The sequence below is a fragment of the Bradyrhizobium tropiciagri genome, assembly GCF_001189845.1.
In the GTDB taxonomy this organism is placed as follows: Bacteria; Pseudomonadota; Alphaproteobacteria; order Rhizobiales; family Xanthobacteraceae; genus Bradyrhizobium; species Bradyrhizobium tropiciagri.
The window spans coordinates 18220-41075 of sequence record NZ_LFLZ01000010.1 but is presented as its reverse complement, the minus strand read 5'-3'; the positions used below and the strand labels follow the sequence as shown (position 1 = coordinate 41075).

General features: G+C 58.6%; 24 protein-coding genes and 1 pseudogene. 3 read left to right on the top strand and 22 right to left on the bottom strand.

Translation table 11 applies throughout. From position 1 onward, the window contains the following. A complete protein-coding gene (ahpD, locus tag AKN84_RS10780) occupies positions 1-549 on the top strand; it encodes an alkylhydroperoxidase, AhpD family (protein ID WP_050420690.1) in 549 nt (182 codons plus the stop codon). Positions 550-731: 182 nt separating this feature from the next. Here ahpD and AKN84_RS10775 read toward each other — a convergent pair whose 3' ends face one another. The 8 genes and pseudogenes from AKN84_RS10775 to nifH all read right to left on the bottom strand — a co-directional run bounded on the left by AKN84_RS10775 (position 732) and on the right by nifH (position 8572). Continuing rightward, positions 732-1028: a ferredoxin family protein gene (locus AKN84_RS10775; RefSeq protein ID WP_050420801.1), complete on the bottom strand. Its 297-nt coding sequence runs from the start codon at positions 1026-1028 to the stop codon at positions 732-734. A 39-nt stretch (positions 1029-1067) separates the two neighbouring features. Beyond that, positions 1068-2375 carry an FAD-dependent oxidoreductase gene (locus AKN84_RS10770; protein ID WP_050420800.1) on the bottom strand — a complete coding sequence of 436 codons (1308 nt, stop codon included), beginning with the start codon at positions 2373-2375 and terminating at the stop codon, positions 1068-1070. A gap of 11 nt (positions 2376-2386) precedes the next feature. Beyond that, positions 2387-3496, bottom strand: coding sequence for an electron transfer flavoprotein subunit alpha/FixB family protein (locus AKN84_RS10765; protein ID WP_050420689.1), 1110 nt, complete (start codon positions 3494-3496; stop codon positions 2387-2389). A 529-nt stretch (positions 3497-4025) separates the two neighbouring features. Continuing rightward, positions 4026-4157, bottom strand: coding sequence for a hypothetical protein (locus AKN84_RS49930; protein ID WP_283805501.1), 132 nt, complete (start codon positions 4155-4157; stop codon positions 4026-4028). A 293-nt stretch (positions 4158-4450) separates the two neighbouring features. Then, positions 4451-4792 carry a nitrogenase stabilizing/protective protein NifW gene (gene nifW / locus AKN84_RS10760; protein WP_050420688.1) on the bottom strand — a complete coding sequence of 114 codons (342 nt, stop codon included), beginning with the start codon at positions 4790-4792 and terminating at the stop codon, positions 4451-4453. Between the two features lie 484 nt (positions 4793-5276). After that, a pseudogene (gene nifV, locus AKN84_RS10755) lies at positions 5277-6508 on the bottom strand (homocitrate synthase). 320 nt (positions 6509-6828) lie between these two features. Next, positions 6829-7539, bottom strand: coding sequence for a nitrogen fixation protein NifQ (locus AKN84_RS10750; RefSeq protein WP_128970653.1), 711 nt, complete (start codon positions 7537-7539; stop codon positions 6829-6831). A 148-nt stretch (positions 7540-7687) separates the two neighbouring features. Continuing rightward, complete coding sequence (gene nifH / locus AKN84_RS10745) at positions 7688-8572, bottom strand: nitrogenase iron protein (RefSeq protein ID WP_050403050.1); 885 nt, start codon at positions 8570-8572, stop codon at positions 7688-7690. Positions 8573-9133: 561 nt separating this feature from the next. Between nifH and AKN84_RS10740 the strand changes: the two genes are divergently transcribed. Both AKN84_RS10740 and AKN84_RS10735 read left to right on the top strand, forming a co-directional pair. Further along, entirely contained in the window at positions 9134-9547 is a 414-nt protein-coding gene (locus AKN84_RS10740) for an ArsC/Spx/MgsR family protein (RefSeq protein WP_050420687.1), read from the top strand. Positions 9548-10009: 462 nt separating this feature from the next. Continuing rightward, positions 10010-10741 carry an OmpW/AlkL family protein gene (locus AKN84_RS10735; protein ID WP_050420798.1) on the top strand — a complete coding sequence of 244 codons (732 nt, stop codon included), beginning with the start codon at positions 10010-10012 and terminating at the stop codon, positions 10739-10741. A gap of 564 nt (positions 10742-11305) precedes the next feature. Here the strand turns inward: AKN84_RS10735 and AKN84_RS10730 are convergent. From AKN84_RS10730 to AKN84_RS10665, 14 genes are all read right to left on the bottom strand, one after another. Continuing rightward, the gene (locus AKN84_RS10730; protein WP_050420686.1) at positions 11306-11653 is read right to left on the bottom strand and encodes a (2Fe-2S) ferredoxin domain-containing protein; all 348 of its coding nucleotides are present in this window, start codon (positions 11651-11653) and stop codon (positions 11306-11308) included. A 1201-nt stretch (positions 11654-12854) separates the two neighbouring features. After that, positions 12855-13328 carry a Rieske (2Fe-2S) protein gene (locus AKN84_RS10725; RefSeq protein WP_244485014.1) on the bottom strand — a complete coding sequence of 158 codons (474 nt, stop codon included), beginning with the start codon at positions 13326-13328 and terminating at the stop codon, positions 12855-12857. A gap of 560 nt (positions 13329-13888) precedes the next feature. Beyond that, a complete protein-coding gene (locus tag AKN84_RS10715; RefSeq protein WP_050420796.1) occupies positions 13889-15043 on the bottom strand; it encodes a DegT/DnrJ/EryC1/StrS family aminotransferase in 1155 nt (384 codons plus the stop codon). A gap of 44 nt (positions 15044-15087) precedes the next feature. Then, the gene (locus AKN84_RS10710; RefSeq protein WP_050420684.1) at positions 15088-15357 is read right to left on the bottom strand and encodes a DUF6129 family protein; all 270 of its coding nucleotides are present in this window, start codon (positions 15355-15357) and stop codon (positions 15088-15090) included. Between the two features lie 34 nt (positions 15358-15391). After that, positions 15392-15751: a DUF3024 domain-containing protein gene (locus tag AKN84_RS10705; RefSeq protein ID WP_050420683.1), complete on the bottom strand. Its 360-nt coding sequence runs from the start codon at positions 15749-15751 to the stop codon at positions 15392-15394. A 15-nt stretch (positions 15752-15766) separates the two neighbouring features. Further along, positions 15767-16006, bottom strand: coding sequence for a nitrogen fixation protein NifZ (locus AKN84_RS10700; RefSeq protein WP_050420682.1), 240 nt, complete (start codon positions 16004-16006; stop codon positions 15767-15769). Then, positions 16003-16323: a nitrogen fixation protein NifZ gene (locus AKN84_RS10695; RefSeq protein ID WP_050420795.1), complete on the bottom strand. Its 321-nt coding sequence runs from the start codon at positions 16321-16323 to the stop codon at positions 16003-16005. The genes AKN84_RS10700 and AKN84_RS10695 overlap by 4 nt, the downstream gene beginning before the upstream one ends. Positions 16324-17670: 1347 nt before the next feature. After that, positions 17671-17895, bottom strand: coding sequence for a 4Fe-4S binding protein (locus AKN84_RS44925; RefSeq protein WP_128970651.1), 225 nt, complete (start codon positions 17893-17895; stop codon positions 17671-17673). Between the two features lie 9 nt (positions 17896-17904). Beyond that, positions 17905-19464: a nitrogenase cofactor biosynthesis protein NifB gene (gene nifB / locus AKN84_RS10685; protein WP_050420680.1), complete on the bottom strand. Its 1560-nt coding sequence runs from the start codon at positions 19462-19464 to the stop codon at positions 17905-17907. 341 nt (positions 19465-19805) lie between these two features. After that, positions 19806-20669, bottom strand: coding sequence for an SIR2 family NAD-dependent protein deacylase (locus AKN84_RS10680; RefSeq protein ID WP_050420679.1), 864 nt, complete (start codon positions 20667-20669; stop codon positions 19806-19808). Then, positions 20666-20890 carry a putative nitrogen fixation protein NifT gene (gene nifT / locus AKN84_RS10675; RefSeq protein ID WP_050420678.1) on the bottom strand — a complete coding sequence of 75 codons (225 nt, stop codon included), beginning with the start codon at positions 20888-20890 and terminating at the stop codon, positions 20666-20668. Before nifT ends, AKN84_RS10680 begins: the two co-directional genes overlap by 4 nt. Continuing rightward, complete coding sequence (gene nifS, locus AKN84_RS10670; RefSeq protein WP_050420677.1) at positions 20887-22137, bottom strand: cysteine desulfurase NifS; 1251 nt, start codon at positions 22135-22137, stop codon at positions 20887-20889. Before nifS ends, nifT begins: the two co-directional genes overlap by 4 nt. Continuing rightward, a complete protein-coding gene (locus AKN84_RS44920; protein WP_128970649.1) occupies positions 22089-22370 on the bottom strand; it encodes a hypothetical protein in 282 nt (93 codons plus the stop codon). Before AKN84_RS44920 ends, nifS begins: the two co-directional genes overlap by 49 nt. A 20-nt stretch (positions 22371-22390) precedes the next feature. Beyond that, positions 22391-22711 carry a HesB/IscA family protein gene (locus tag AKN84_RS10665; RefSeq protein ID WP_050420676.1) on the bottom strand — a complete coding sequence of 107 codons (321 nt, stop codon included), beginning with the start codon at positions 22709-22711 and terminating at the stop codon, positions 22391-22393. Between the last annotated feature and the right edge of the window lie 145 nt (positions 22712-22856).

The following is a 22856-nucleotide window of genomic DNA, read 5'->3' as shown; positions in this document are numbered from 1 at the left end:
ATGTCGTCGATTGAACAGTTGAACGAAAAGATCCCCGATTTCGCCAAGGACGTCAGGCTCAATCTGACTTCCATGATGGCCGATGAGACACTCTCGCCGCAGCGGCAATACGGGCTTCTGCTGGCGAGCGCAATTGCCACCCGCAATGCAGACGTAATTGCCGCAATGGAATCCGCCGCGGTCGCCGTCATGACGCCCGTGGCGATCGCCGCAGCGAAATCCGCCGCCGCTGTGATGGCGATGAACAATGTCTACTACCGCTTCGTTCACCTCGCCTCCAATCCGGAATACAAGACAATGCCGCCACGGCTGCGCATGAACGTGATTGGCAGTCCGGGTGTTGACAAGTCTGATTTCGAGCTATGGTCACTTGCTGTCTCCGCCATAAACGGATGCGGTGCTTGTATCGATGCCCACGAGAAGACACTGAGAGCTGCGGGCGTCAGCTCCGAGGTGATCCTCACTGCCGTGCGCTCTGCTGCTATCGTCCAGTCAGTGGCGATCGCTATCGAAGCCGTTCGGCCGAGCCCATCCGAGGCAACGGGCTGATTCCTCCTCTGCCATCCGATCGACAGGGTGTGGCGCCGTTCCGTATCGCCACACCTGTTACCTTGATACGTGTCTAGCTCAAATTGCTCGCACCGTGCCAGAGGCGGAACGCGCGAATATGTTAATGTTCCGACGCTTAGGGGCGGATCGTACCACGGCTTCGTTCCATCCTCACCTTACCCTCAGCCAAACTTGAACAGCACCCCATATCCGCCGCGCGGGTAACTCCACTGGATATCGCCGGTGGGCTCGGCGATCACCCGGCAGGTGCCGCACTCGATGCAGCCGTCGACGGTTACCTCAACCCGCCCCTCATCGCTCAGCTCGTAGCATCGAGCGGGGCACGCCTTCAAAAGCGCAACTAGCTCCGACGATGGGGTCGTGTGCGCGCGAACCTTGACGTGAGGACGACCAACGTCGACCAGGTAGCGGTTATAATACAGCTTGTCTTCCACGCGCACCGAGGGTTCGGCATCCATGCTTTGTCCTTCCATACTTGGCACTCGCACTTTTAATGGTTAGCGCCAGGCTCGCGCAAAACGACATGCATCGCCGAACAGACCGGTCCATGAGCGCGCCTTGACAAACGATCTCAAGGTCGCCTTCTCCTTCTCAATCTTCGGCGTACCATCGACCCGCACGAAGTTTTGCATCGCCTTAGAGATGAGCTGCGGATAGGTGAGGAAGAAGTTTCGAGAGTGAGTATGCATCAGGGGCGGCAAATCCTTGTACTTCTTGAGGTCCTTGATGACGAAGGACTCATCCAACATCTTCTTGTAGAGCGACAGATTTGTGGCTGTCATCGGCTCGCCGCGCGATTTCACCAGGCCGATCGCTTCGGCCGCTATGCGACCTGAGGTCATCGCGAGATTGGACCCCTCGCGATGAACGGCATTGTTGAGTTGCGCCGCATCGCCAACGACCACCCAGCCCTCCCCGTAGAGCTGCGGGATCGATTTGTAGCCTCCTTCAGGGATGAGATGCGCCGAATATTCCTTGACTTCGGAACCTGCTAGCAGAGGCAACACAGAGGGATGCCTTTTGAATTGATCGAGCAAGCCGTAGGGCGTCTGGCCGGTGCGCTGGAAATCGGCGACGAGACAACCGATGCCCAGCGAAATACACTCTTTGTTGGCATAGATGAAACCCATTCCGGTCATACCGCGAGAAATGGTGCCCGCCGCCTCGATCACGACGCCTTCTTCGCCTTTAAGATTGAAGCGCGCTTCGATGGTCTCGCGAGGCAAGAAGTGCATTTCCTTGACGGCGAGCGCAACGTTACCGGGTGTCGGCCGCGCGCGCAGGCCCGCGCGCGTCCCAAGCAGACCATTGACCCCTTCAGCGAGCACGACGACATCGGCATGTATTTCGCCGTCGCGGCGATCTGTACGAACGCCGACAATCCTTTCACGCTCGTCCCGTACGAGCTCCGTCACGGTCGTCTCGCAGAGCACGGTCGCGCCGGCTTCGCGCACCTTTGACGAGAACCATTTGTCAAACTGCGCGCGTATGATCGTGTAACGGTTCGGCCGCTCCTCGTTGAAGTCGTCCGAGCGGTAATGCATCCCGACATGCGAGCGGTCGTCCATCATCCAGAACCGTTGTTCAACCAGATGACGTTCGAGCGGCGCCTCTTCGCGGAACTCGGGAATTAGCTTTTCCATCATGTCCGCGTAGAGGATTGCGCCCTGCACATTTTTCGATCCAGGATATTCGCCGCGCTCGAGCTGCAGCACCTTCATGCCTTGCCTGGCCATGGACAGCGCCGCCGCGTTACCAGCCATACCGGCTCCTACCACGATGGCATCGAACCTCTCTTCAATCATCATCATCTCCTCTAGACCGCGATCCGGGCGCGCGAATTCGGCAAGAGCCGAGCGCGAAATGCCGCCGTCAGCGCCGGCAGCAATTGCATGGCATCACTGACGATCGCAACATGGGCGAAGTCGAAGATCGGAGCACGTTTGTCAGTATTGATGGCGACGATCAGATCCGCCCCCTCGACACCCACCCGGTGCTGGATCGCGCCGGAAATGCCGGCCGCAATATAGAGCTTTGGCCGGATCGTCTTGCCGGTCTGACCGATCTGCCGATCAGACGTAACCCACCCCTTCTGCACCAGAGGACGCGAGCAGCCATATTCAGCGCCAAGAAGAGTTGCGAGCTCGCGCACCAGCCGGAAGTTCTCAGGCGATCCCAGTCCCAAGCCACCCGCAACCACGACGTCGGCATAGGCCAGATTTGATGTCTCGGAATCACGATCTGGGAGGAACGACAGAACTTTCGTGACAATATCGTCTTCGACAAGGCCGAGCGGATGGACGATGATACGGGCAGCATCACGTTCGACGCGCTCAGGCATCGGCATGACCCGCGGGCGCACTGTTGCCATCTGCGGACGATAATTCAAGGTATAGATCGTGCAGAGTAACGAGCCGCCAAAGGTCGGACGCGTCGCCGCAAGAGAACCATCGGCGTCGACATCGAGCGCGGTGCAGTCGGCAGTGAGTCCCGTTGACAAAGTCGTCGCCACGGAACCCGCGAGATCGCGCCCCAGCGTGGTCGCGCCCAACAGCAGGATCTCGGGCTTGTAGGTATTGACGAGTTCGGTGAGCGCCTTGGTATAGGATTCATTACGGTAATCCGCCAAAACGTTGTCGCTCACGAGATAGGTCAGATCGGCCCCATAGCAAAAGGATTCAAGTGCGGCGTTACGGGTGGACTGCCCCTCCGGGCCGACAACGACCGCGGCGAGATTCACCTTCAGCTTGTCGGCAAGCCTGCGCCCCGCTCCCATGAGCTCCCAGGAAACCGGATGCACCTGGCCGCGCTCCAGCTCGACGAAAACCCAGACATGCTTGTAGGCCTTAAAGTGCTCCGGCAGTTCCTTCTTGGCTGCTGCCCGGCCGGCCGCCGCAGGCACAGCCGTTTTGGTGACATTGCTCATGCTTTAAAGTCCCCTCATGAATACGTGCGCCCGCGCCACAGGTTTGTATCTAGATTCAGTTGATTGAGGATCAGTTCTGATCAGCAAGTGGCCGGCTGCTCGGCTGCCCGGCCCGCTTAGTGCAAACCGACCAGGCAGTAAAACTCGTCATCGACGTAGACGCCCCGGGCGGGCCAGAGCCAGAGATGTCCTCGACGGTAGTGCCTCGCGCGCTCGGTTCGACAAGCGCCACGGTGCCGGCGACGCCGCTACGGCATCTGTGCCCGGAAGAGTTGTTGCGTCCGCCTGCTCTGCAGTATCGACGCCTTGCTTTCGGCCCAGCGCTCTGCACCGGGTGCGCCCACCAAAGCGATTGAAGCTGCGCACCAGTCATGCACTGCGTGATCAGCCTCCAGCCCCGGCACCTTGCCGCCTCCGCCGGACGCATGTTGCTATCCGCGTTGCGACGAATGCCACTTTGCGCGCATCCGCGGACCTCGGCGCTGACGACTATGTACATGCCCTCTCCAGATGTTGCGCAACGGACGACTTAGCCACTGACCACCATCTCACGGTCGGTGTCGGCTTCGTTCGCATCAAAGGCCATATCGAACGGACCGGGCGCGAGCGTGAGCCGCGAGATCATGCCGTATGGTTCGGTAGGCGGTAGAAGCAGCGTCATAGGTGTTCCTTTTTCATCTCGGACGACCGCCATCTGTCAGCATCGATGACGGGATAGGCACGACAACAGCAAGTGTCGTACCACTTGCAAGAACCATCGAAAGTCAGGCGGAAGCAATGATTTGACAGAAACTTAAATGCTCGCTCAGGGCATTGGACACGATCAGTCCGGACATGGGTCGGGAATGCGACAGCGTCGCTCGGGTCATGGCTGGCGAGAGATGATCTGGATGAAGGAGCTTTCAGACCGCACGGCAATCGTTAGAGAACACCTCATTACGGCGGAGCGCGAAGTCACTTCAGCTCGCTCAACGGAACAAAAGCTGTCGGTTTGCTTGGGCCTGCAACCGCATCCTTCAAAACCTTGAATACTCGCTGATCAATCGGCGGCGATGCCACGAAATCAGCATAAGCCTGCTCCAGCATCGCTTTGCACCGAGCTCTGATTTCCGGCTCTGTGGCGCCAGAAAATTGCTCTTTGGCGAAATATTGTCCCATGCGCTTTAGGATGTGAAGGCGCGCGACATTTACAATCTTCGGATCATAATCGACGCCAAGCAGCGAAAAGAACTCCTCTGCCGACGAGGCGTTGCTAAGCCGGTCCAGGATAGGGGCTGCCGGGGATGAGTTGATCATCGAAAGGTCTCCTTTGGATCAGCTCTCGGACGCCAAATAAGATACTCTTAGCGCCTGATGATATTGCCGCGGTTCTACCTCGCACAGCGGTTGCGCATCGCCAACGCCCGCCCCTGGAACGCCGATGCGCTCAACTTCGCTCTCCAGATCTGCAGGTTCGGCGGGCGCTGACGTCAGCCCGGATGAGGAAGGGGCATGAACGGCCAAACCGCAATCGGTGCTGATGCTCGTCCGACCGGTGGTCGGGCGGGACGGCAGCCTCAAGAGAAGACGTCGCTTGGCAGTCCGCGGACCGCTCGCTGCCGGATTGCAGATCACAGCATGTATGCTGGAATGGTCCGCAATAACTGGAGCGGAGATTTGCGGCGGCGAACTGGCCTGAGGAAGAGGGGCATTTTCGCGCCGGTCAGTGGCATCGGATAGCCTCCTTGCGACACACTTGGTCTCTCGAATAGTCGGCGCAAACGTCGCTAAGCACGGCTCTTCACCCGCTTTGGGTGGCTGGGCATCCGCACACGTCGCGCCAGATCGCCGCCACCGTTTTGCGCTCGACTGGCAGCTTGTGCTCGATCGCATGCTTGCGAACTTGCGACAGGATCTGTCTGGCTTGATCGGCGCTGGCGGCCAGCTTGAGTTCATCGAGCAACGCCGTAATCGCCGCAAGTCCGGAATGCTTGCCGATCACAAAGCGGTTGCGGCGGCCAAGCAAAGCCGGATCAAGCGACTGATAGGTGCGCTGATCCTTCAAAAGGCCATCGACATGAATGCCGGATTCGTGCGTAAATACGTACTCTCCAACGATGGCCTTATTCAGAGGAATGGCACGCGCGGCCGCCGCAGCCACCAGTGCGGCGACGTTCTCGAGCTCCGGAAGTATGATGCCGGTCTCGCGCCCGTAGAGCTGCTTGAGTGCGACCGCGACTTCCTCGAGCGGCGCATTTCCGGCCCGCTCGCCTAACCCGATGACGGTCACCGAAGCGTGGCTAGCGCCAGCTTTGATGGCTGAGAGTGTATTGGCGGTTGCGAGTCCGAGATCGTCGTGGCCGTGAAATTCGAGTTCCAAATCGGTGGTCACACGCAGTTTCCTGACCAGCGCGTAGGTTGCGTCGGGATCGAGCACACTGAGCGTATCTGCAACACGAAAACGACACGCGCCCGCGGCTTTTGCGACTGCAATCAACCGGATCAGAAACTCGACGTTGGCGCGCGAAGCTCCTCGCCACCAACAGAAACTTGAAGCCCCTTCTCACGAGCATAGCCGACCAATTGCCTCACCTGTTCCAGTGCCAGGCTGCGATGACCACCGAGCTTGGCTGCGATCTGCACATCGGAAGTCGGGGTCGACATGTTGATCATGGACACCCGGGCTTCAATCGCCGCATCGACGTCCGCTTTCCTCATCCGGCACCAGCCTATCGTCGTCAGCGGAAGATCTGCTTCGACAATGGCGCGGATTGCTGTGATTTCCTCATTGCCCATCGCGGGCGTTCCCGCCTCGATCTCCGTGACCCCGGCCCGCGCAAGCGCCCGCGCGATCGCCAGCTTTTCCTTCGTGGTGAACGCAACACCGGGCGCCTGCTCCCCGTCCCTTAGCGTCGTATCGTTAAGCACGGTCGGCTTCGCGCGTTCTTGATCGAACCATGAGGGTTCTTCGCTAGAGGCGATCACGCAGGCTGGCTCCTTATCTTTGACCACATCCTCTTGTGCAACCCGCATGCCACTGCGCTATCCCTGCAAACGGATTGAAAATCTACGCTTCCTTCCTTAACCTCCTCCCGCCAATGGATTGCCGCAAACGCGACTGGCTCATGAAACGGGCGCTTTTGCCATTCCCAAGTCGAGTTCGAAAGCCAAGGCGATTGCAGCGCGCCGCGAGGTTGGCGATTGATCCCGGAGCAATTCAGGCCGGCATGTCTTGGATCCATGGTCACTTGCTCGCATTAAAGCGGCATTTATCCGCACGATGACATGCCGCGGGGATCGCCAGATCCTGGAAGCGTTGTCGCGCTGCAACGCACGAGAACATTTGTGGCAAGTCAGATGGGCCAATCAGCGGTGACCTGCTGGCGAGCCGCCTCCAGCAACTGGTCGCGCCGGCGCTCGGCCATCCGGCTCTCACCGCTTTCTTCGCCGAAACAAAGGTTGAAGTCGTTACATTGCGTGCACACTGGTGTTGTGCACATCGCGAGGCCTTCATCCTCGCAAAGCATGCGATAGAAGAAACGCTTCCAACGCATATTGTTGACATTGCGCGCGGCGAGCGGCGCGTAGTGACGGCTGAGCAGCCGAGAGAGCTCGCCACGATTGCGCAATCCGAGATCTTCCCATAGATGGTCTGGTTCGATGGCTCGTCGGGCGATCATGGCAGCCAGCCAGCGGCCGAGATCTCCTTCCGTCGAGCGGTGCTTCAGGAGAAGATCGCGCACCATTGCGATTTCGTCGTTCTCGTTGCATTTGTACCTCAGGAGCTCATCGGGAAGTTCGACCTCGAGTGAGGGAAAGTACTGCGCGAGCAAAGCCGCGAGTTCATCGCCCGATAGGCCAGTCTTCTCCGGAAGAGCGCCACCATCCATCGTGGCAGCCGCCAGAATAGATGCCAAAGCGTGGCGGTCGAAATGACTGTCACTGGCAATGTCGGCATCCGCAGGAGGTACGCCGGTGAGGAGGCGGTAGGCTACAATTCCGTTGGAACTGCTCGCATCAGGCTCGCAAGCAGCCATAAACGGAAGGACGTGCACTTCGGACATGATTTTGTGGGTCTCTATAGCGGCCAGGTTTGCCTCGCCGCGTCCTGGTCCCGGCCGGGAGCGCTGATCAGAATACCGGCCTCCCCGGATGGGGGGTGAGGAGGCCGGCATCCGTCGCGCGCCTTCACAAGGCCGCGACTCACGACCTTTACGAGGCCGCGAGTTCGGCGGCAGTTTTGCCGATGATGGATTCGTCGACCGGCTTCATAATGCCATGCTCCATCAGCATGTCCTCGAGCTCGTCCATGGAGATCGGTGTCGGAATGATACCCTTGCCGCCATTGTTGTGAACCTTGGTAGCGAGATTGCGATAGTGATCGGCCTGCTTCGAATCCGGCGCATACTCGAGCACCGTCATGCGGCGGAGTTCGGCATGCTGCACCACGTTGTCGCGCGGCACGAAGTAGATCAGCTGAGTGCCTAGCTTCTTGGCCAGCGCCTCCGCCAGTTCCAACTCCTTGTCCGTCTGTCGTTCATTGCAGACCAGGCCGCCCAGCCGCACACCGCCCGAGTTGGCGTATTTCAGGATACCCTTCGAAATGTTGTTGGCGGCATACATGGCCATCATTTCACCGGACATCACGATGTAGATCTCCTGCGCCTTGTTTTCACGGATTGGCATCGCAAAGCCTCCGCAAACGACGTCGCCGAGCACGTCATAGGATACGTAATCAATGTTCTCATAGGCGCCGTTCTCCTCGAGGAAGTTGATCGAAGTGATGACGCCACGACCGGCGCAGCCGACGCCCGGCTCAGGACCACCGGACTCCACGCAACGGATGTCCTTGTAGCCGACCTTCATCACGTCCTCGAGTTCAAGATCCTCCACGCTGCCGGCGCTCGCCGCCAAGCTCAGAATCGTGTCCTGCGCCTTGGCGTGCAAGATCAAGCGCGTCGAGTCCGCTTTAGGATCGCACCCGACAATCAGGATTTTCTGACCCATCTCGGCCAGCGCCGCCAACGTGTTCTGGGAAGTCGTCGACTTGCCGATGCCACCTTTTCCGTAGAACGCGATTTGCCTTAGTGAAGACATGTTGCTCTCCATCAACCGATTTGCCAAAAGTTGCGCGCTTCTGACGCGCGAGCTTGTTTCTCTCTCTCAGAAACGGGGCACACGGGTTCAAGGGAAGGAGCACATCGCTCGTCTTACGCGTCGGCGTGCACTCAGCCCTCACTCAGTGTTGCTGCCCGATATTAGCAACCGCCGTGCCAACGCTCGTAAGCGCTGCCCAAGTCTTTGATTACATTTAAAAAGCCACCTGCCCGCGAGTGCGCCTGGCTGTTTTGGAACCTATCTGTCAGCGCGGCTGTCAGAAAACGAACAAGAGCGGCAACCGCTGACGCGAAGCCCATTTGCATCGGTTGTCCCATATCTTCAGCCACGGAATGGGACTTGCTACTCCTCTCGTGAACCGGCTCTCTGGGACTTGAGCGGTGCGACAATGTCGGTTGCGATCCAGACTGACGGGACAGCGGATGCCAGCGGCGCTTAGCCAACTGACATTGAAGATAATCGGCAAGACCATCGAATGGGCGTCGAACGCAGCAGCGACATGGCCAGTGTTCAGCTCAGCGCCACCAACATAGGTATGACATGGCGACAATCACTTTTTATCAAAAGCCCGGCTGCGCAACCAATGCGCGTCAGATTCAAGCGTTCAACGCTGCCGGTCACGACATCATAGCCAAGGATATTTTGATGGAGCCGTGGTCTTCAGAAGAACTGCGCCGCTTCTTCGGCAATACCCCGGTTGCCTCCTGGTTCAACCAAGCGGCCCCCCGTATCAAATCAGGCGAAGTCAATCCCGCCATGATTGACGCCCAGCGCGCACTGGCGTTGATGTTAGACGATCCGCTCCTGATACGCAGACCTTTGATCGACGTCGATGGATCACGATGCGCCGGATTCGATCATGAGCTCGTGCTGTCGCTGCTTGGCCGCAAGACCCCAGATGATCTCGAGGGATGTGTGCATGACGCAAACGAGACGCGCTGTCCGCAAACGTGAGGCTAGGACAGACGGCTTTGATGCGAAGAACCATATTTTTCTGCTTCCGGCTTGGTTCGTGACCGCCAACTCGGACCCTCGCTGAGAAGGCCAACCTGGCTGTTCCGTAACACGGATCTGCCGATATTGCGCCTCGGGTGAATGCTGCCTCTACCGGCCCTGCAATGTGCGGGGTTGCTGCATTGCCACTTTGATTTTGCATGGCCCAACGGGCATCGATTGGATCGGGGCATCAAGCCAACAAACAATCTCCTGAAGAGATTGGACTCAGCACGGACTATGAATCGAACAGCTATCAAGCAAAGACAACGACGCTTCGATAGCCGTGCTTCTTATGCAACTCAGCCGCATAATTCCGGTGAGCCCGCCACTATTTTGATCCGCATCAAATCCTCCGCCGCTCGTCATGTGTGACAGAGATCTCGCGCGCCTTATCGCGCGACTTTTGGAATGGAGAATTCGATGAGAACAACAACAATTCTGACGACGACGTCGCTCCTCACGCTCGCGATCTCGCTGGCCAGCATCTCGGCACAGGCTGCAGATCTCGGTCCGGCGCCGGTTTATTACAAAGCACCCCCGATCGAACCGTTCAATCCATGGATGATCCGCCTGCGAGTGCTCGGCGTTTTGCCGGATACCGCAGGCAGTTCAGTCCACGTCTCCGGGGTACCCTCGCTGTCTTCTCCCAACTCCGGTCTGTTGATCAGCGATCAAGCCATACCGGAGCTCGACATCACCTATTTCTTTACAAAGAACATCGCGGCCGAACTCATTCTCGGCGTGACCCGCCATCACATCAGCGGCAATGGCACGCTTAATGGACTCGATATCGGCAAAGCCTGGCTATTGCCGCCGACGCTGACCCTGCAATATCACTTCAACGATTTCGGCCCACTGAAGCCTTATATCGGCGCAGGCATCAACTACACCACATTCTTCAATCAGTCGGCGGCCAATACGTCGCTCGCCGGCCTTACCGTGACGGATCTGCACATCAGCAACCAGTTCGGCGCAGCAGTCCAATTTGGCTTCGATTACATGCTTGACCGTCATTGGGGCCTCAACTTCGACGTGAAGAAGCTGTGGCTGCGGCCCAACTATTCTGCGACCGTAAACAATGCGATTCCCGTCTCCGGGCGCGCCAATATCGACCCATGGCTCATCAGCGGCGGCATCGCTTACAAGTTCTGACGTCAGAACAGGATCCAGAGAAGAAGACAAGGTTGATCAATCCGGACGCGGCGAGCCATCGAGCGCGTCCTTCAACCGCACCGCAGTTCATCCGCGAGCGAGATGGCGTGTCAAAGACGCGTCGTCTCGCGAAGAAAGTGAGCGCCATCCGCACCTTGCGCTTGCGACGTGCTGCGTAGGGACAGTATTAAGTGACGCGAACAGATTGATCGAACAGCCATCGAAACACGTTCTTGCTTTGTCAGGCGTTGCGACCGTGCAAGTTGCCGATCGGGGCTGAAAATTCAAGGCTCCGCGCTGCGCCGTGACAATGATAGTCTGACAAGGGAGTTGACGCTCAAGGTTCAGGGCACGGGCACGAGCAGCGCTCTAATCTGGGCCCGTCTCACCGAACATCTCAAAGAGCGCCATAACGACAAGCTCCATGACGCGCTGTTCGCACGTCCTGACGCCTGAGGGCCACCCGGTCATCCTGAGCCGACCGACGTACCGAGGGACAGCTCATCGACGGAGAAGCCGTCCATGCTTGATTGCCCGGCCAAGCGGCGCGAAGCAAGGCGTTTTTTAGCTGCGCTTTAGCACCATCACGAGGCGGTCGACACGTTTACCCTGCTTGAGATGGGATTCCAGGATTTCGTCGACGTCTTCCGGCGTAGTCGCGCGGTACCAGATTCCGTCAGGATAGACGACCATCAAGGGACCGGAGTTACAATAGCCGAGGCAGCCAGCCATCGTGAAACCGATATCGTTAAGGCCTTGCGCTTCGATCGCCTTGCCCATTCGATCCCACAATGCTTGCGCGCCAGAGGCGCCGCAACTGCCGTGGGGATGAGTGGGCGGACGCTGCGTGTTGCAGGCAAAGACATGATGCCGATAAATTTGGGGGAGCTCGAATTCGGTTTCTGAGTCCATGCGCTTATCCTGTGATCAATGCGAGCGATTCCGAAAGAGACATGGCCCGGGCCCGCATCGCCCTCACAGGGTCTCTTGCTGTCGAACGCCGCATCGATAGATTGATGCTACTGATTTCGATGCGCGCCTGCGAACGCAGGCGAAATGAGCGAACGCAACACTAATTGTAAACGCTGAAGATTACCCACAGATCACTCACGTCTGGCACAACCTTCCTGATTCGTTTCAACGTCTTCTCCTACCATCGCAATCTCTTCGCTCCTACATTGCTCAACCATCCGATTGCTGCAAAGCAAGTTCCACACCAAATGCAGAATCCTCGCATTTTTACGACATCTCTTGTTCTGCCGAGGCGCTCCTCATCGTTGATGCTGGAGTTCCGACAATGTCGTTTCTCTTCTGTTTTGGACAGGACAATCGTCGCCTTCGCGTTTGACGCCCCCCATTCTGCTTCAGCCGTTCGCACGCATGATGTGCGCTCCGCTGTTTCCGATCTATTGTTTACCTCAACAGGATAGCGCCTGGCGCAAACGCCCCGACAGTCAGAGTGAACGCAGACCCGCGTTCAAGGCTATAGGTTAAGCTGCCTGGACTTGCTCGGCCGTCACGAAACCGGCAACACAGCGATCCTGGATCGCGCCCACAGCCCTCCACGATACCGTCAAGGCGCACTTGCCGCCTCAATGCCGAACAGCGAATGCGTGTTCATTCATGCATGCGTCCGTAAACCGGCGGCCCCCGGAGATCGCGGCGCTACTCGCTGAGAGGTCGCATTGAGGCGTTTGGCATCGCAATTGCAGCCCAGAAAATAAGCCAGCCGTCGCTGACGGCCAAAAGCTTCTGACACAGGATCGTCATTGTTCCTCCCAAACGATCCTGTCAGTCTGGGTCTCCCCATTCTCGCAGCCCAGACGGTGTCCTCGGCGGACTTCCAGCCGCCGAGGACATTTCTTGAACATGTTCTATCGGCCGGCAGCAAGAAGCAGGTCCCGCCTGCGAGATCCATTTGGCGAGTTGACGTAAGAGCACCTTTTGTTGGTACGGCAGAGCTCGCTGGCGCCCGGCAGCAAGGCGTTGGACTGCCGTTTGCTCTGATAAGCTAAGAGAGCAAATACCCATCTGCACCAACGCTTAGGAGCGACGATTTCGTCCTCCGATAAAATCCCTCAGCCAACTTGAACAGCAGCCAAATGATACGCCGTCAATCCGGATGGATCGTGATATCCATTGTTTCTTCGCTGTCCTCGAAGCGCTCGGAAGCCCGATCTTCCTCCAGCAGCTCGACGCCGCATAGGCAAACGTCACCTTCGATCACAGCGAGCGCTACCGGCTCAAGCGCTTGTCCATTGCAGGGACCCTCGATGCACACTCCGGTCTCGATCTCGAACCTTGCACCATGCCGGCCGCATCTGAGAAAGGAGTGGTCTGCCGAGAAAAACTCGCCGGAGCCAATGTTCAGCCAGACGCCGTCATGCGGACAACGGTTCACATAGCCAAAATAGTCGTCGCCTAAGGTGCGCACCACAATAATGGAAAACAACCGGCTTTCGCCGCTATCATCGATACGCGACAGGCTAAAGCCCCTGGCGCCACTCCGCTCGATGGCATCGGCCGGACAGACGGTAAAAACCTCGATCTGATCGCCCATTGGGTTCCCGATCATCGCTTGGCTCATCCCGGCCTCGCAGTTTCCTGCTTGAAGGCTTCGACCGTAGTACGGCTCAATCGGAAGATGCCACGGCCACGAGCGAGCGGTCGATATGCCGAGCTAGCGCGGGCGTTGAGAACTTCGAACCATTGGTTCGGCGTGAGCTTTGCCGGGCGCTCGCTGATCTGGACCACCCTTCCATTCGGAGCGAAGCGGACGTGAATGATGACTTCTTGTATGTTCATAGTAATCTCTGTTTGACTAACTCGAGACACCCCAGCCGAAACCGAGAATGGCGTGCTCGGATTCGAGCATCTTGGCGCGTAGGCCTTAAACCACGGCGTGGGCACGACACTTTGCGACGATCGAGCAGGCTTTCTGCGAGCGCGAGGCTGGAGCATTTCTCCCGCAGCTTCCCGAACAGTACATGATGCAGCGGCATGCGACGTGTTCCGCATTTATGCGGATATCTATCCGCCCGCGGGGCATCGCATGACATGCGATCAATTGATTTCTCATCTCGCGCACGCCCAGAGCTACGATTGTGCTCAATCAATCCTCCTTTCATGTGGTGCACAAAGATCATCTCAGTAGATCGCCGCACCTGCGCCCACGTTGATCGAGGCATCTTTCATGGTCTCCACGATAAACGCGATCTGCTTGTTCGTGAGATGGGTGTGAAACGGCAGCGCTAGAGCGCGATCGGCGACCTTTTCGGTAACCAGGAAATCGCCACGGCGATAGCCGAGGTCAAAATAGTGGCGTTGCAAATGCAACGGCTGGCTGTAGGCAGCGGACTGAATCTGGGCGGCGCGCAGATCATCGATGATGGCGTCCCGACCGGATCGCGTGAAGCGTGTCCCCAATTGAACGAGATAGAGCATCCAGTTCACATCCGTCACATCGGGACCGACATAAGGCGGCTTGATGCCTTCAAATGACTGGATATGCGCGTTATAGAGCTGCTCGATGAGCCGACGCCGCTCCAGGATTTCATTGAGACGCTTCAGCTGCGCCAGCCCCAAGGCAGCCGTGAGATCGCTGATGCCAGCCTGGTAAGGTGCTGTGCTCGCGACGACGACTGAGAATCGCTCGTCCAGGCGGTGGGCGCGATGGCGGCGCAACCCAAGCGCAATATCGATGTCATCCGTCACCACCATTGCGCCTTCACCGCAGCTTAGGGCTACCGGCTGGGCAAAGTCGAACACGGCCAGGTCGCCAAATCGGCCGACGAGCTCCCCCTTGTAGCTCGACCCGATCGCCTCGGTAGAATCCTCCAACAGCAGCAGCCGGTGGCGCTGTGCGACCGTCCGCAGTTCTGCCCATGGCGCAGGATGACCGTTGGGATTGCCGGCGACAATCGCCCGCGTGCAGGCCGTAATGCTCTCTTCGACCTTCGCTGGAACCAATGTTCCCGACCAATACTCGACGTCGGCAAATACCACCCGTGCGCCTGCGAGACTGATGGCATGCGCTGTTTCGCGAAAAGCGTAGGGCGAGGCGATGACCTCATGTCCCGCTCCGATCCCGAGCGCCTTGAGTGCAAGCAGGAGCCCAATCGTACCTCTCGAAACCGCAACGGCATGTTTGCGGCCCAGATAGACCGCGAAAGCCTGCTCGAACGCCTCAGTGATCCGCCCGCTGGAGATCTGCGACGAACACAGCAGGGTTTCAACTGCAGAGAGCTCAGCGACGGTAATATCCGGGTCCGACAGTGGGATAAAGGATGCGTTATTCTCCACATTGTGCGCGCCATCGCACGGATGCTCTGCGAGCTCAGTGCCGCTCACTGCGCAGCGCTCCTTTTGGCCAATATGATACCGGTCGCCCGTGCCGGATCGGCCGTAATCTGCACGCAGTGATCCGATCCATCGATCAGATGGAGATCGAAACGCACAAACTGCCGGAATGGCTGATCCGGCATATCCGACGCGTCACAGCGCACACAAGCAAGCTGCGGAAAGCGGCGCCGCACCTCGACAAACGGCCCCTCCTCGGCCCTGTCGGCCGCAAGCAGCTGCTCGATTTCAATCAATTCCTGCGCAGTGAGCGTCATCGTGGCTCCTCTGTGACCCCTCAAAAGCCGCCCCTCATTGCCAGAACAGACGCTCCGGATCCGCGTTCACTTCGTCGATCGCTGAAGTCAGGCGGTGATACAGGCTGTAAAATTCCCAGATTCCTTGGGCGTGGTTCTTGCAAAACACCTTCCAAATTCCGCTCACGCGATCAAAAAGAATCAGCGCGACGTCGATTAGCGCGCCGTCCTTGTCAATATTGCGCGAGCAACAGGGGCTCTCGACGAGGTAGCCGCCTTTCACCGGTGTCACCTTCGGCGAGACGTAGAGATAGCGCGTACGGGAGCTCAAGCTGCGCTCGATCCGCTTGCGATCAAGCTCGTTGGGGTGCGCCACCAGCCCGGTCTTGACCTTCCTCATCAGCCCGGCATTCATCGCGAAAGCCTCCCTTCAAAGACCTGTGATTTCTTCTTCAAGACAGCCGATGAGCAACCGTTCTCCAAAATCGACAGTATAGATCGGAACGTTCGCATCGGTATGGATGGCAACCCTGATGATCTCTCCGGCCACTCCGGCGCCGAGCAAGACGCCGTCAGGCTCCGCATTGGGAAAAGAGCCGTCGTTGATGATATCGACTGTGGTTTTAACCCGCTGGCCCCGCCGATATTTCAGAAAGCCGAGTTCACTCACGACACGGCCTCCTCCGGTAATGGCAGATCATCGATCTCCTCGCAGGCATCCACCGGCACGAGTTCCTTGCGCTTCATGCCAACGCGGTAGCCGCTTTCCAGAAACTCGACACCGTATATGTAGAACTGCTGCAGGAATGTCCCGATCGAGATGACGTAACCGACCTCTCCCTTCTTGACCAAGATGTCGCCAATCTCCTTGCCACGAAAGGTGCCATCATTCCGGATGGTGCGATTGGCTCGCACCTTTTGGCTAAAACTGAAGACAGGCGGCTCGTCGAGCTCGACGACGTCGCTGTCGCGAACAATACCGCTCATGTAGCGCTCCTCATGCATCGTTGGCTGGTAGACATCAGGGGTGCTGCCGGTCCGACCAGGAGACATCCTCCACAATTGTGCTCATCCCTCGCCGCACTCAGCCGATTCGCTCACCGCAATGCGGTTCGCCAGTTCGTGTCGACGTGCTGACCAGGATGTCGCTGTAGGGCAGTTCGCGCTCCGAGTGACAGCCGTTCTGCGGTATCTAGCCGCGCTCTAGCGTATCGGCCCGTAGCTACACCAAGTAGCCCCGCAACGGCAGCGCGACGCGGTACGATGTGGCGGAACTGGACGCCCTCAGCGCAGATCGATTGATTGCGGAGCTGCGGGGTGAAGTGGCGCACGAGGACGTCGCCAGTTCCTTGTCGGTCAGCATCGGCATCATTTCCCCGTACGAAACGATGTTGCGGCTGGGGCGACGAGGCTTCTATGGCCATCAAGCATCGACGATAAGACGACGGCATTAGCCTGCGTGGACACGATCGCTCAGACCTCGACGTCTGCGCGCCAAGTGCCGCCATTGCTGAGCGCGGGATTCCGCCGGGAGACGTGCTGGAGACGTAGCCGGCACAATCATTTGCGCAAATAGCCGAACACCCGCAGTCGCAGCCCCTCTTGCGCGATGGACGAGCGCAGGCTCTGTAATTGGAGTGATGCCCCAGGGCGGCGTTGCCAATGTGGTCGATCTTCGGATTGGCTCCTCCGCTCCAGGACGTCCGCGAACGATTCGGTACCGATCGTGTCATCCGGTTCGAGTTCGAGCAGCTTGGTCGCGGCCTCGTCCCTTCTTCCCGATTGCGTGCCCATAGCGGCAGGCCGGCGAGGTCCTTCAACACGGCGGGATGCAACCGCGGCATGATGATATCGGCGTGATCAAGTGCAGCATCAGTCGCGTTAACCATCCGCCAGACTTGGCCCGGGACTTCGCCGAACAAAGTGCGCGCGATCAGCGCTCCCTGACCGGCAAATGGCGACCTGGCTGCTGCCTCGAAGGTCATCGGCAGCTTCGTTCGCCCGGCGCATTCCGCGATGTTGCGGCTCGGTAAGGCTGATCCCGCCGGGCATGCGCCGATCAGCGTGACCTCGTCAGTCACATCAACGATAATGGCGCGGCCCAGAAGCCTACGCTCGGAGCTGAGAGGCGTTTTTGGCCTGCCGCGCCAAATGAAATGCCTGCCAACGCTCCGCTGCCGGCGAGCAGCAGCACGATCGCAGGGACATCCGGAGCAGCCGCCTTCGCGAGGGGAGACGCGAAGGTCGAGACCTGCGGTGTTGACAACGCGCCGCACGAAGTTTGCAAATTTTTCAGCCCCAGCTCTTGGCATGCCGTTCATGGAAGCTCGCATCCTAAGCTGGCGCCTGATAGCGGGGTAAGGACGTGTCAATTACGCAGGTATTGTCGACCGGACAGGCCGCGGCGCATTGCGGCTCGTCGAAATGGCCAACACATTCGGTGCATTTCGTCGCTTCGATGACAAAGCTTCCTCCCTTTTCCGAGATGGCAACGTTCGGGCATAAGGGTTCGCAAGCTGAGCAGCTGGTACACTGAGAGGCGATGATCTTGAATGGCATATACCCCCCTTACGCCGCGGAGATCAGAGCTCCCTGGCGGATCGCGGCGTCGCCGCGCTCCTCGTGCTGAACATCGCCGCTCTTCACCTTGTCGAGATAGGACCTGAACCAGGCGATCGTCGACTTCTCGATGAACTCATGCGCGTATTGATCAACCGGCTCAATCCCGGCCTTGATCAGGTTGCTTTTTGGGCAGCCACCGATCTTGGCCACGAACACCGCATGGCAGTCATGGATGCCACGAATGATGGTCGAAAGCCTGTCCTCCTCGCCATAACCGTCCTGGCAGTAGACGTCGACGCGACGGTGACCGATGAATTTGGCGCCGGATGTAGAAAGTTCGTATACTTGGAATTCCTTTGCATGCCCAAAGTGCTCGTTGATGAGTCCAGAGCCCTTGGTTGCGACCGCCACCAGAACCGTGATCGCGCTCGTCTCGGCGGCGAACTGTGTAAGCTCTTGTTGGTGGGCCACGACGCTGGCGGCCCGCTCGTCCTCTACCCTGTCTTGATAAGCCTTGCGCGTAGCAACGTCATATTTGACGTCCATTTTCATGATCTGATCGGCACTGAACTCTGCGCTCCGATCCTCTCCGATCAGTCCGACAGCATCAGCACGGCACTGGCGACAATGCCGCATCATGTTCATCTTCCCTTCACAAGCATCCTGCAGCGTCTTCAATTCCTGCGCCGTCGGCCCCCGCTGACCGTTTAGGCCAAACACCGTGCCGTACTCAGGCGCGGAGATCAGCGGCATGATATTGTGAAGGAAGGCACCGCGCGCCTTCACCGCCTTGTTGACCTCAACCAGGTGCTGATCGTTGATGTGGGGGATCATCACCGAGTTAACCTTGCACAGGATCCCCCGTTCGCTAAGCATCTCCAGTCCTTGCAGCTGACGGTCGGTGAGTATCCTCGCCGCATCGATGCCGGTGTAGCGTTTATGGTTGAAGAAGATCCAGGGATAGATCTTGGCGCCGATTTCGGGATCGATCGTGTTGATAGTGATGGTGACGTGGTCGATTCTGGACCTGACGATCGTGTCAATATGGTCCGGCAGAGCCAGTCCGTTGGTCGACAGACACAGCTTGATGTCGGGCGCCGCCTTGGCGACCAGTTCGAATGTCTTGAACGTCTTTTCTGGATTGGCGAGAGCATCGCCGGGACCAGCGATTCCGAGCACGGTCATCTGCGGAATGGTGGTCGCGACCACGAGCACTTTTCTCACCGCCTGCTCGGGGGTGAGCTTCTCGCTCACCACGCCCGGGCGAGATTCATTGGCGCAGTCGTATTTGCGGTTGCAGTAATTGCACTGAATGTTACAGGCCGGCGCGACCGCCACATGCATTCGGGCGTAATGATGATGCGCCTCTTCGCTGTAGCAGGGATGGTTCTTCACCTTTTCCCAGATTTCGCTCGGCAGATCGCCTTGGCTTGTCCGTGACCCGCAGCCTGCCTGGGCGGTCTTGGCTGCGGTGCGATAACCCTTTTGCTCAGCGGCAGACTGCATCATCGTGTCGTTATCCAGCGCAGCTTTGGCGTAACCTCCGCCCCCCACGACCGCATTCATTCTCTTTTTCCCCGCAGGCACATTGGCTTCCCAGGACCATCCGTGAGCGAGCCTCTAGACGAGGCGTAGCAACTCACATGCCACGGCGCAGAAGACGAACTTTCGTCGGTTTGTCATAGCGTTAGCGGACCCGGCCGACGTTGAGACATGTAAGAGCGGCAATGATACGCTTGTTAAGAATGCGACAGATGCGTCTCCATCCTCACTCAGAGCTTCGCGGGCTGGCGCGTCAAGGATGGCGCCAGAGCGCGCGCAACACCCGGCTCCATCTGAGCGGGCCTTTCGTGCGCCGCCCCCACTCACAACTGGCGATACCAGTTGGGCTATCCAGCCTCCCACATCTAACGGGTGAGCAGTATCTCAACCGCGCAAGGGAGCCGAATCGCAAGCGGCGCCAGACCTTGTTCGAGTAGAAAACGGAACTCGTTGCGCGACAGCGTGTCCGGATCGACGATCGCATAGTGGGGGCCACCCGAGCGCTTGATAATCTGCCGCGCATAGCCACGCAACAGCTGGTCGTTAAAGCGACAACCGATGAAGAGAAAGGCCCGTCCGCTCCGCCTTTCCTTGATGATGTCCGGAATTGGCGTCTGAATGTCGATCTCGGTCAAGGCCTCGACATAGTCAGCATCGGAGATCAGGAAGTTGTTGGCTGGATGCACGCTGCCATGCGGCTTATAGAGCACTGTCGCCCAGCTACCAGCCACGGCACTGTCGACCTCTTGGCCAGAGAAATCATAGAAGCGGTACCAACGATTCTCGCCAATGCCGGCACGGGTAATGCCCTGAACTTCACCCCAGCCCTCGCGCTTGCGCAGCGCGGCGCGCATTGCGCCGTCGTACCATGCATCGACGATGACGGGAAGCGACAGGGACGCGAAATGATGATGTAACGGCGTCGGCTCCGCTGATCGAGCGAAGGCCTGCACCATCAATGTCGTCAGCGTAGAGCGATGTTTGCTGACCTCGATATGCTGCGCCGACGCCCACGCATTGCCTTTGGTCCGCCGAGGCAGCGCAATCTTGCTGGCGAAGAAGTCGGCCAGCGCCTCGGGCGTGGCCGGCACATCGGATCTGGACAGTCCGGTGAGGCCAGGACCGAGATAGGGCACCACGCGCGCAGCCCTTAACCCGGCAGCGATGTCCGCGAGAATGGTCTTGGCATCGGCTGCATCGACAAAGTCGATCCGCCGAGGCCCCTTCACGGATCCTCTCCGTCCGCGCTCCGCTTTTTAGCGTCGATTGTGATCGGTAATTTTGTATCGCTCGCCATCTTGGGCAAATCGAGTACCCAGCCATTGGCTATTTTGATCCACCCGCCCCAGAGGGTCTCATATTCGGACTCGACGATCGGCTCTTCGAGATCTTTCTTTGGTACGTAGATCGACAGGCCCGCGTCCGGAGACCGGCGGATCATGATTTTCACGTTGAACTCCTTGACTGTGAATCATGGCTGGCCAAGCGGGCCGACTCCCGCGAAGTGGCGCGCAGGCGAGCCACGATGTCAGACACGGCGCACACGACCTCGTCGACCTCCGCGAATGAGGTTTCTCGCGATAGCGAGAAGCGCACCGCACCGCGCATGCTCCACGCCGGCACCCGCATGGCCTGCAAGACATGCGATGGCTCCATTGAGCCCGCGTTGCAGGCTGATCCGAGCGACACAGCAATGCCGGCCCGATTGAGATGGTGGGCGATCGCTTCGCCTTCGAGATGGTCGAAGGCAATATTGGTCGTGTTCGCCAGCCGGTTGCTGATATCGCCGAGCGCAATGCACTGACCAATGTGCAGTATCCCCTGCTCCAGGCGGTCGCGCAACGCAGCAATGCGAACGCGCTCAGGTTCGAGCCGCTCCGCCGCAAGCTCTGCAGCCTTTCCAAGGCCGACGATTGCGGGAATATTCTCCGTTCCGCCGCGGCGCCGTCGTTCCTGTGATCCGCCCCAGATCAGCGGTCGGAAACTTGTCCCCTTGCGCAGATATAGCGCGCCGATGCCTTTGGGTCCATGCAGTTTGTGCGCGGATAGCGACAGCATGTCGATCGCACTGTCCTTAAGGTCTACGCGCATCTTGCCGACGACCTGGACCGCATCGGTGTGAAACAGCGCGCCCGCCTCATGGGTCAACCCTGCAAGGAACTCTACAGGAAATATCGTACCGGTCTCGTTGTTGGCCCACATAACGGAAGCAATCGCTGTCCGCGGCCCGAGCGCGCTGCGAAACGCCTCGATATCGAGCCGGCCGCGGGAATCTACCGGTACGACATGCGTCTTGACTCCGCGTGCCCCCAATTGCTCCGTTATGGCAAGAATGGCAGAATGCTCGACCGAGGTGGTGACGATCTCGTCGCGGCCCTCTTGGGTCGCAAGCGCAGAGAGAATCGCGGCGTTGTTGGCCTCGGTCCCTCCTGAGGTGAAAACGATCTCATGATCGTATGCGCAGCCTAGTAACCGCCGTAAGCTACCCCGGGCCTGCTTCAAGGCGACTGCGACCTCGCCGCCAAAGACATGCGTGGATGAAGCGTTGCCGAATTGCTCTGTGAAGAACGGCAACATGGCTTGCACGACGGATGGATCGGTCCGGGTCGTTGCATTATTGTCGAGGTAAATCGGCACTTGGGTCCCACTCAATCCAGGGCCTCGCCGACAGCCGCAATCGGGACGAGACGAACGCATTCGCCTATTTTGTCGATCAGCCCCGTCTGAATGCGGTCCAGCGTTAGTCTAGGAAGCTTACAGAACGCGGATGCGCCGTTCAGACTGGCGATGGTCCTGTGGCTATTGGTCCGGATGAGCCGACGATCGCCGCGATCGCCATGCAGATCCGCTCGCATCTGTTCGATTGCGTCGCGAATGCGAAGCGCTCTCGCAGCCGACGATTGCCATACTTCTTCCGGTTCGGCCAGCATGGTGCGATGTTTCCTCTTTATCAGCTGAACGATTTGCCGCAGGAGCAGCTCGCGGCGGCGTTCGGGTTTTGAAAGATGAATCCGGAACTATCCGGCGCCAGGACGAAATCAATGGTCGTGCCGATCAGATGCTCATGGCTCTTGCTGTCGACAAATACCTTCAGACCCCCGCATTCGATCACGGTGTCACCAAGCGTCGGCACCTCGGCCAAGCCCATCTTGTATTTGAACCCATTGCAGCCGCCTGCTTCGACCAAAATGCGCAGGCCGCCGGTCGGGTGCATTGATGATGCCATCGCGCCTTTGATGGCACTCACTGCGCTATCTGTCAGGTTGATCATGGCTTACCCTCTCATGAGCTTAGGTCTGCCCGACAATGGCAAGTCATGTGCCAGCGTGCACAGCCTGATCCCGCTTACGTTTTTTTGGTCGCATCTGTCGGCTTCATCAGCGCCGGTGTCGAGTTTGTGACAACGCTGCCTGGGA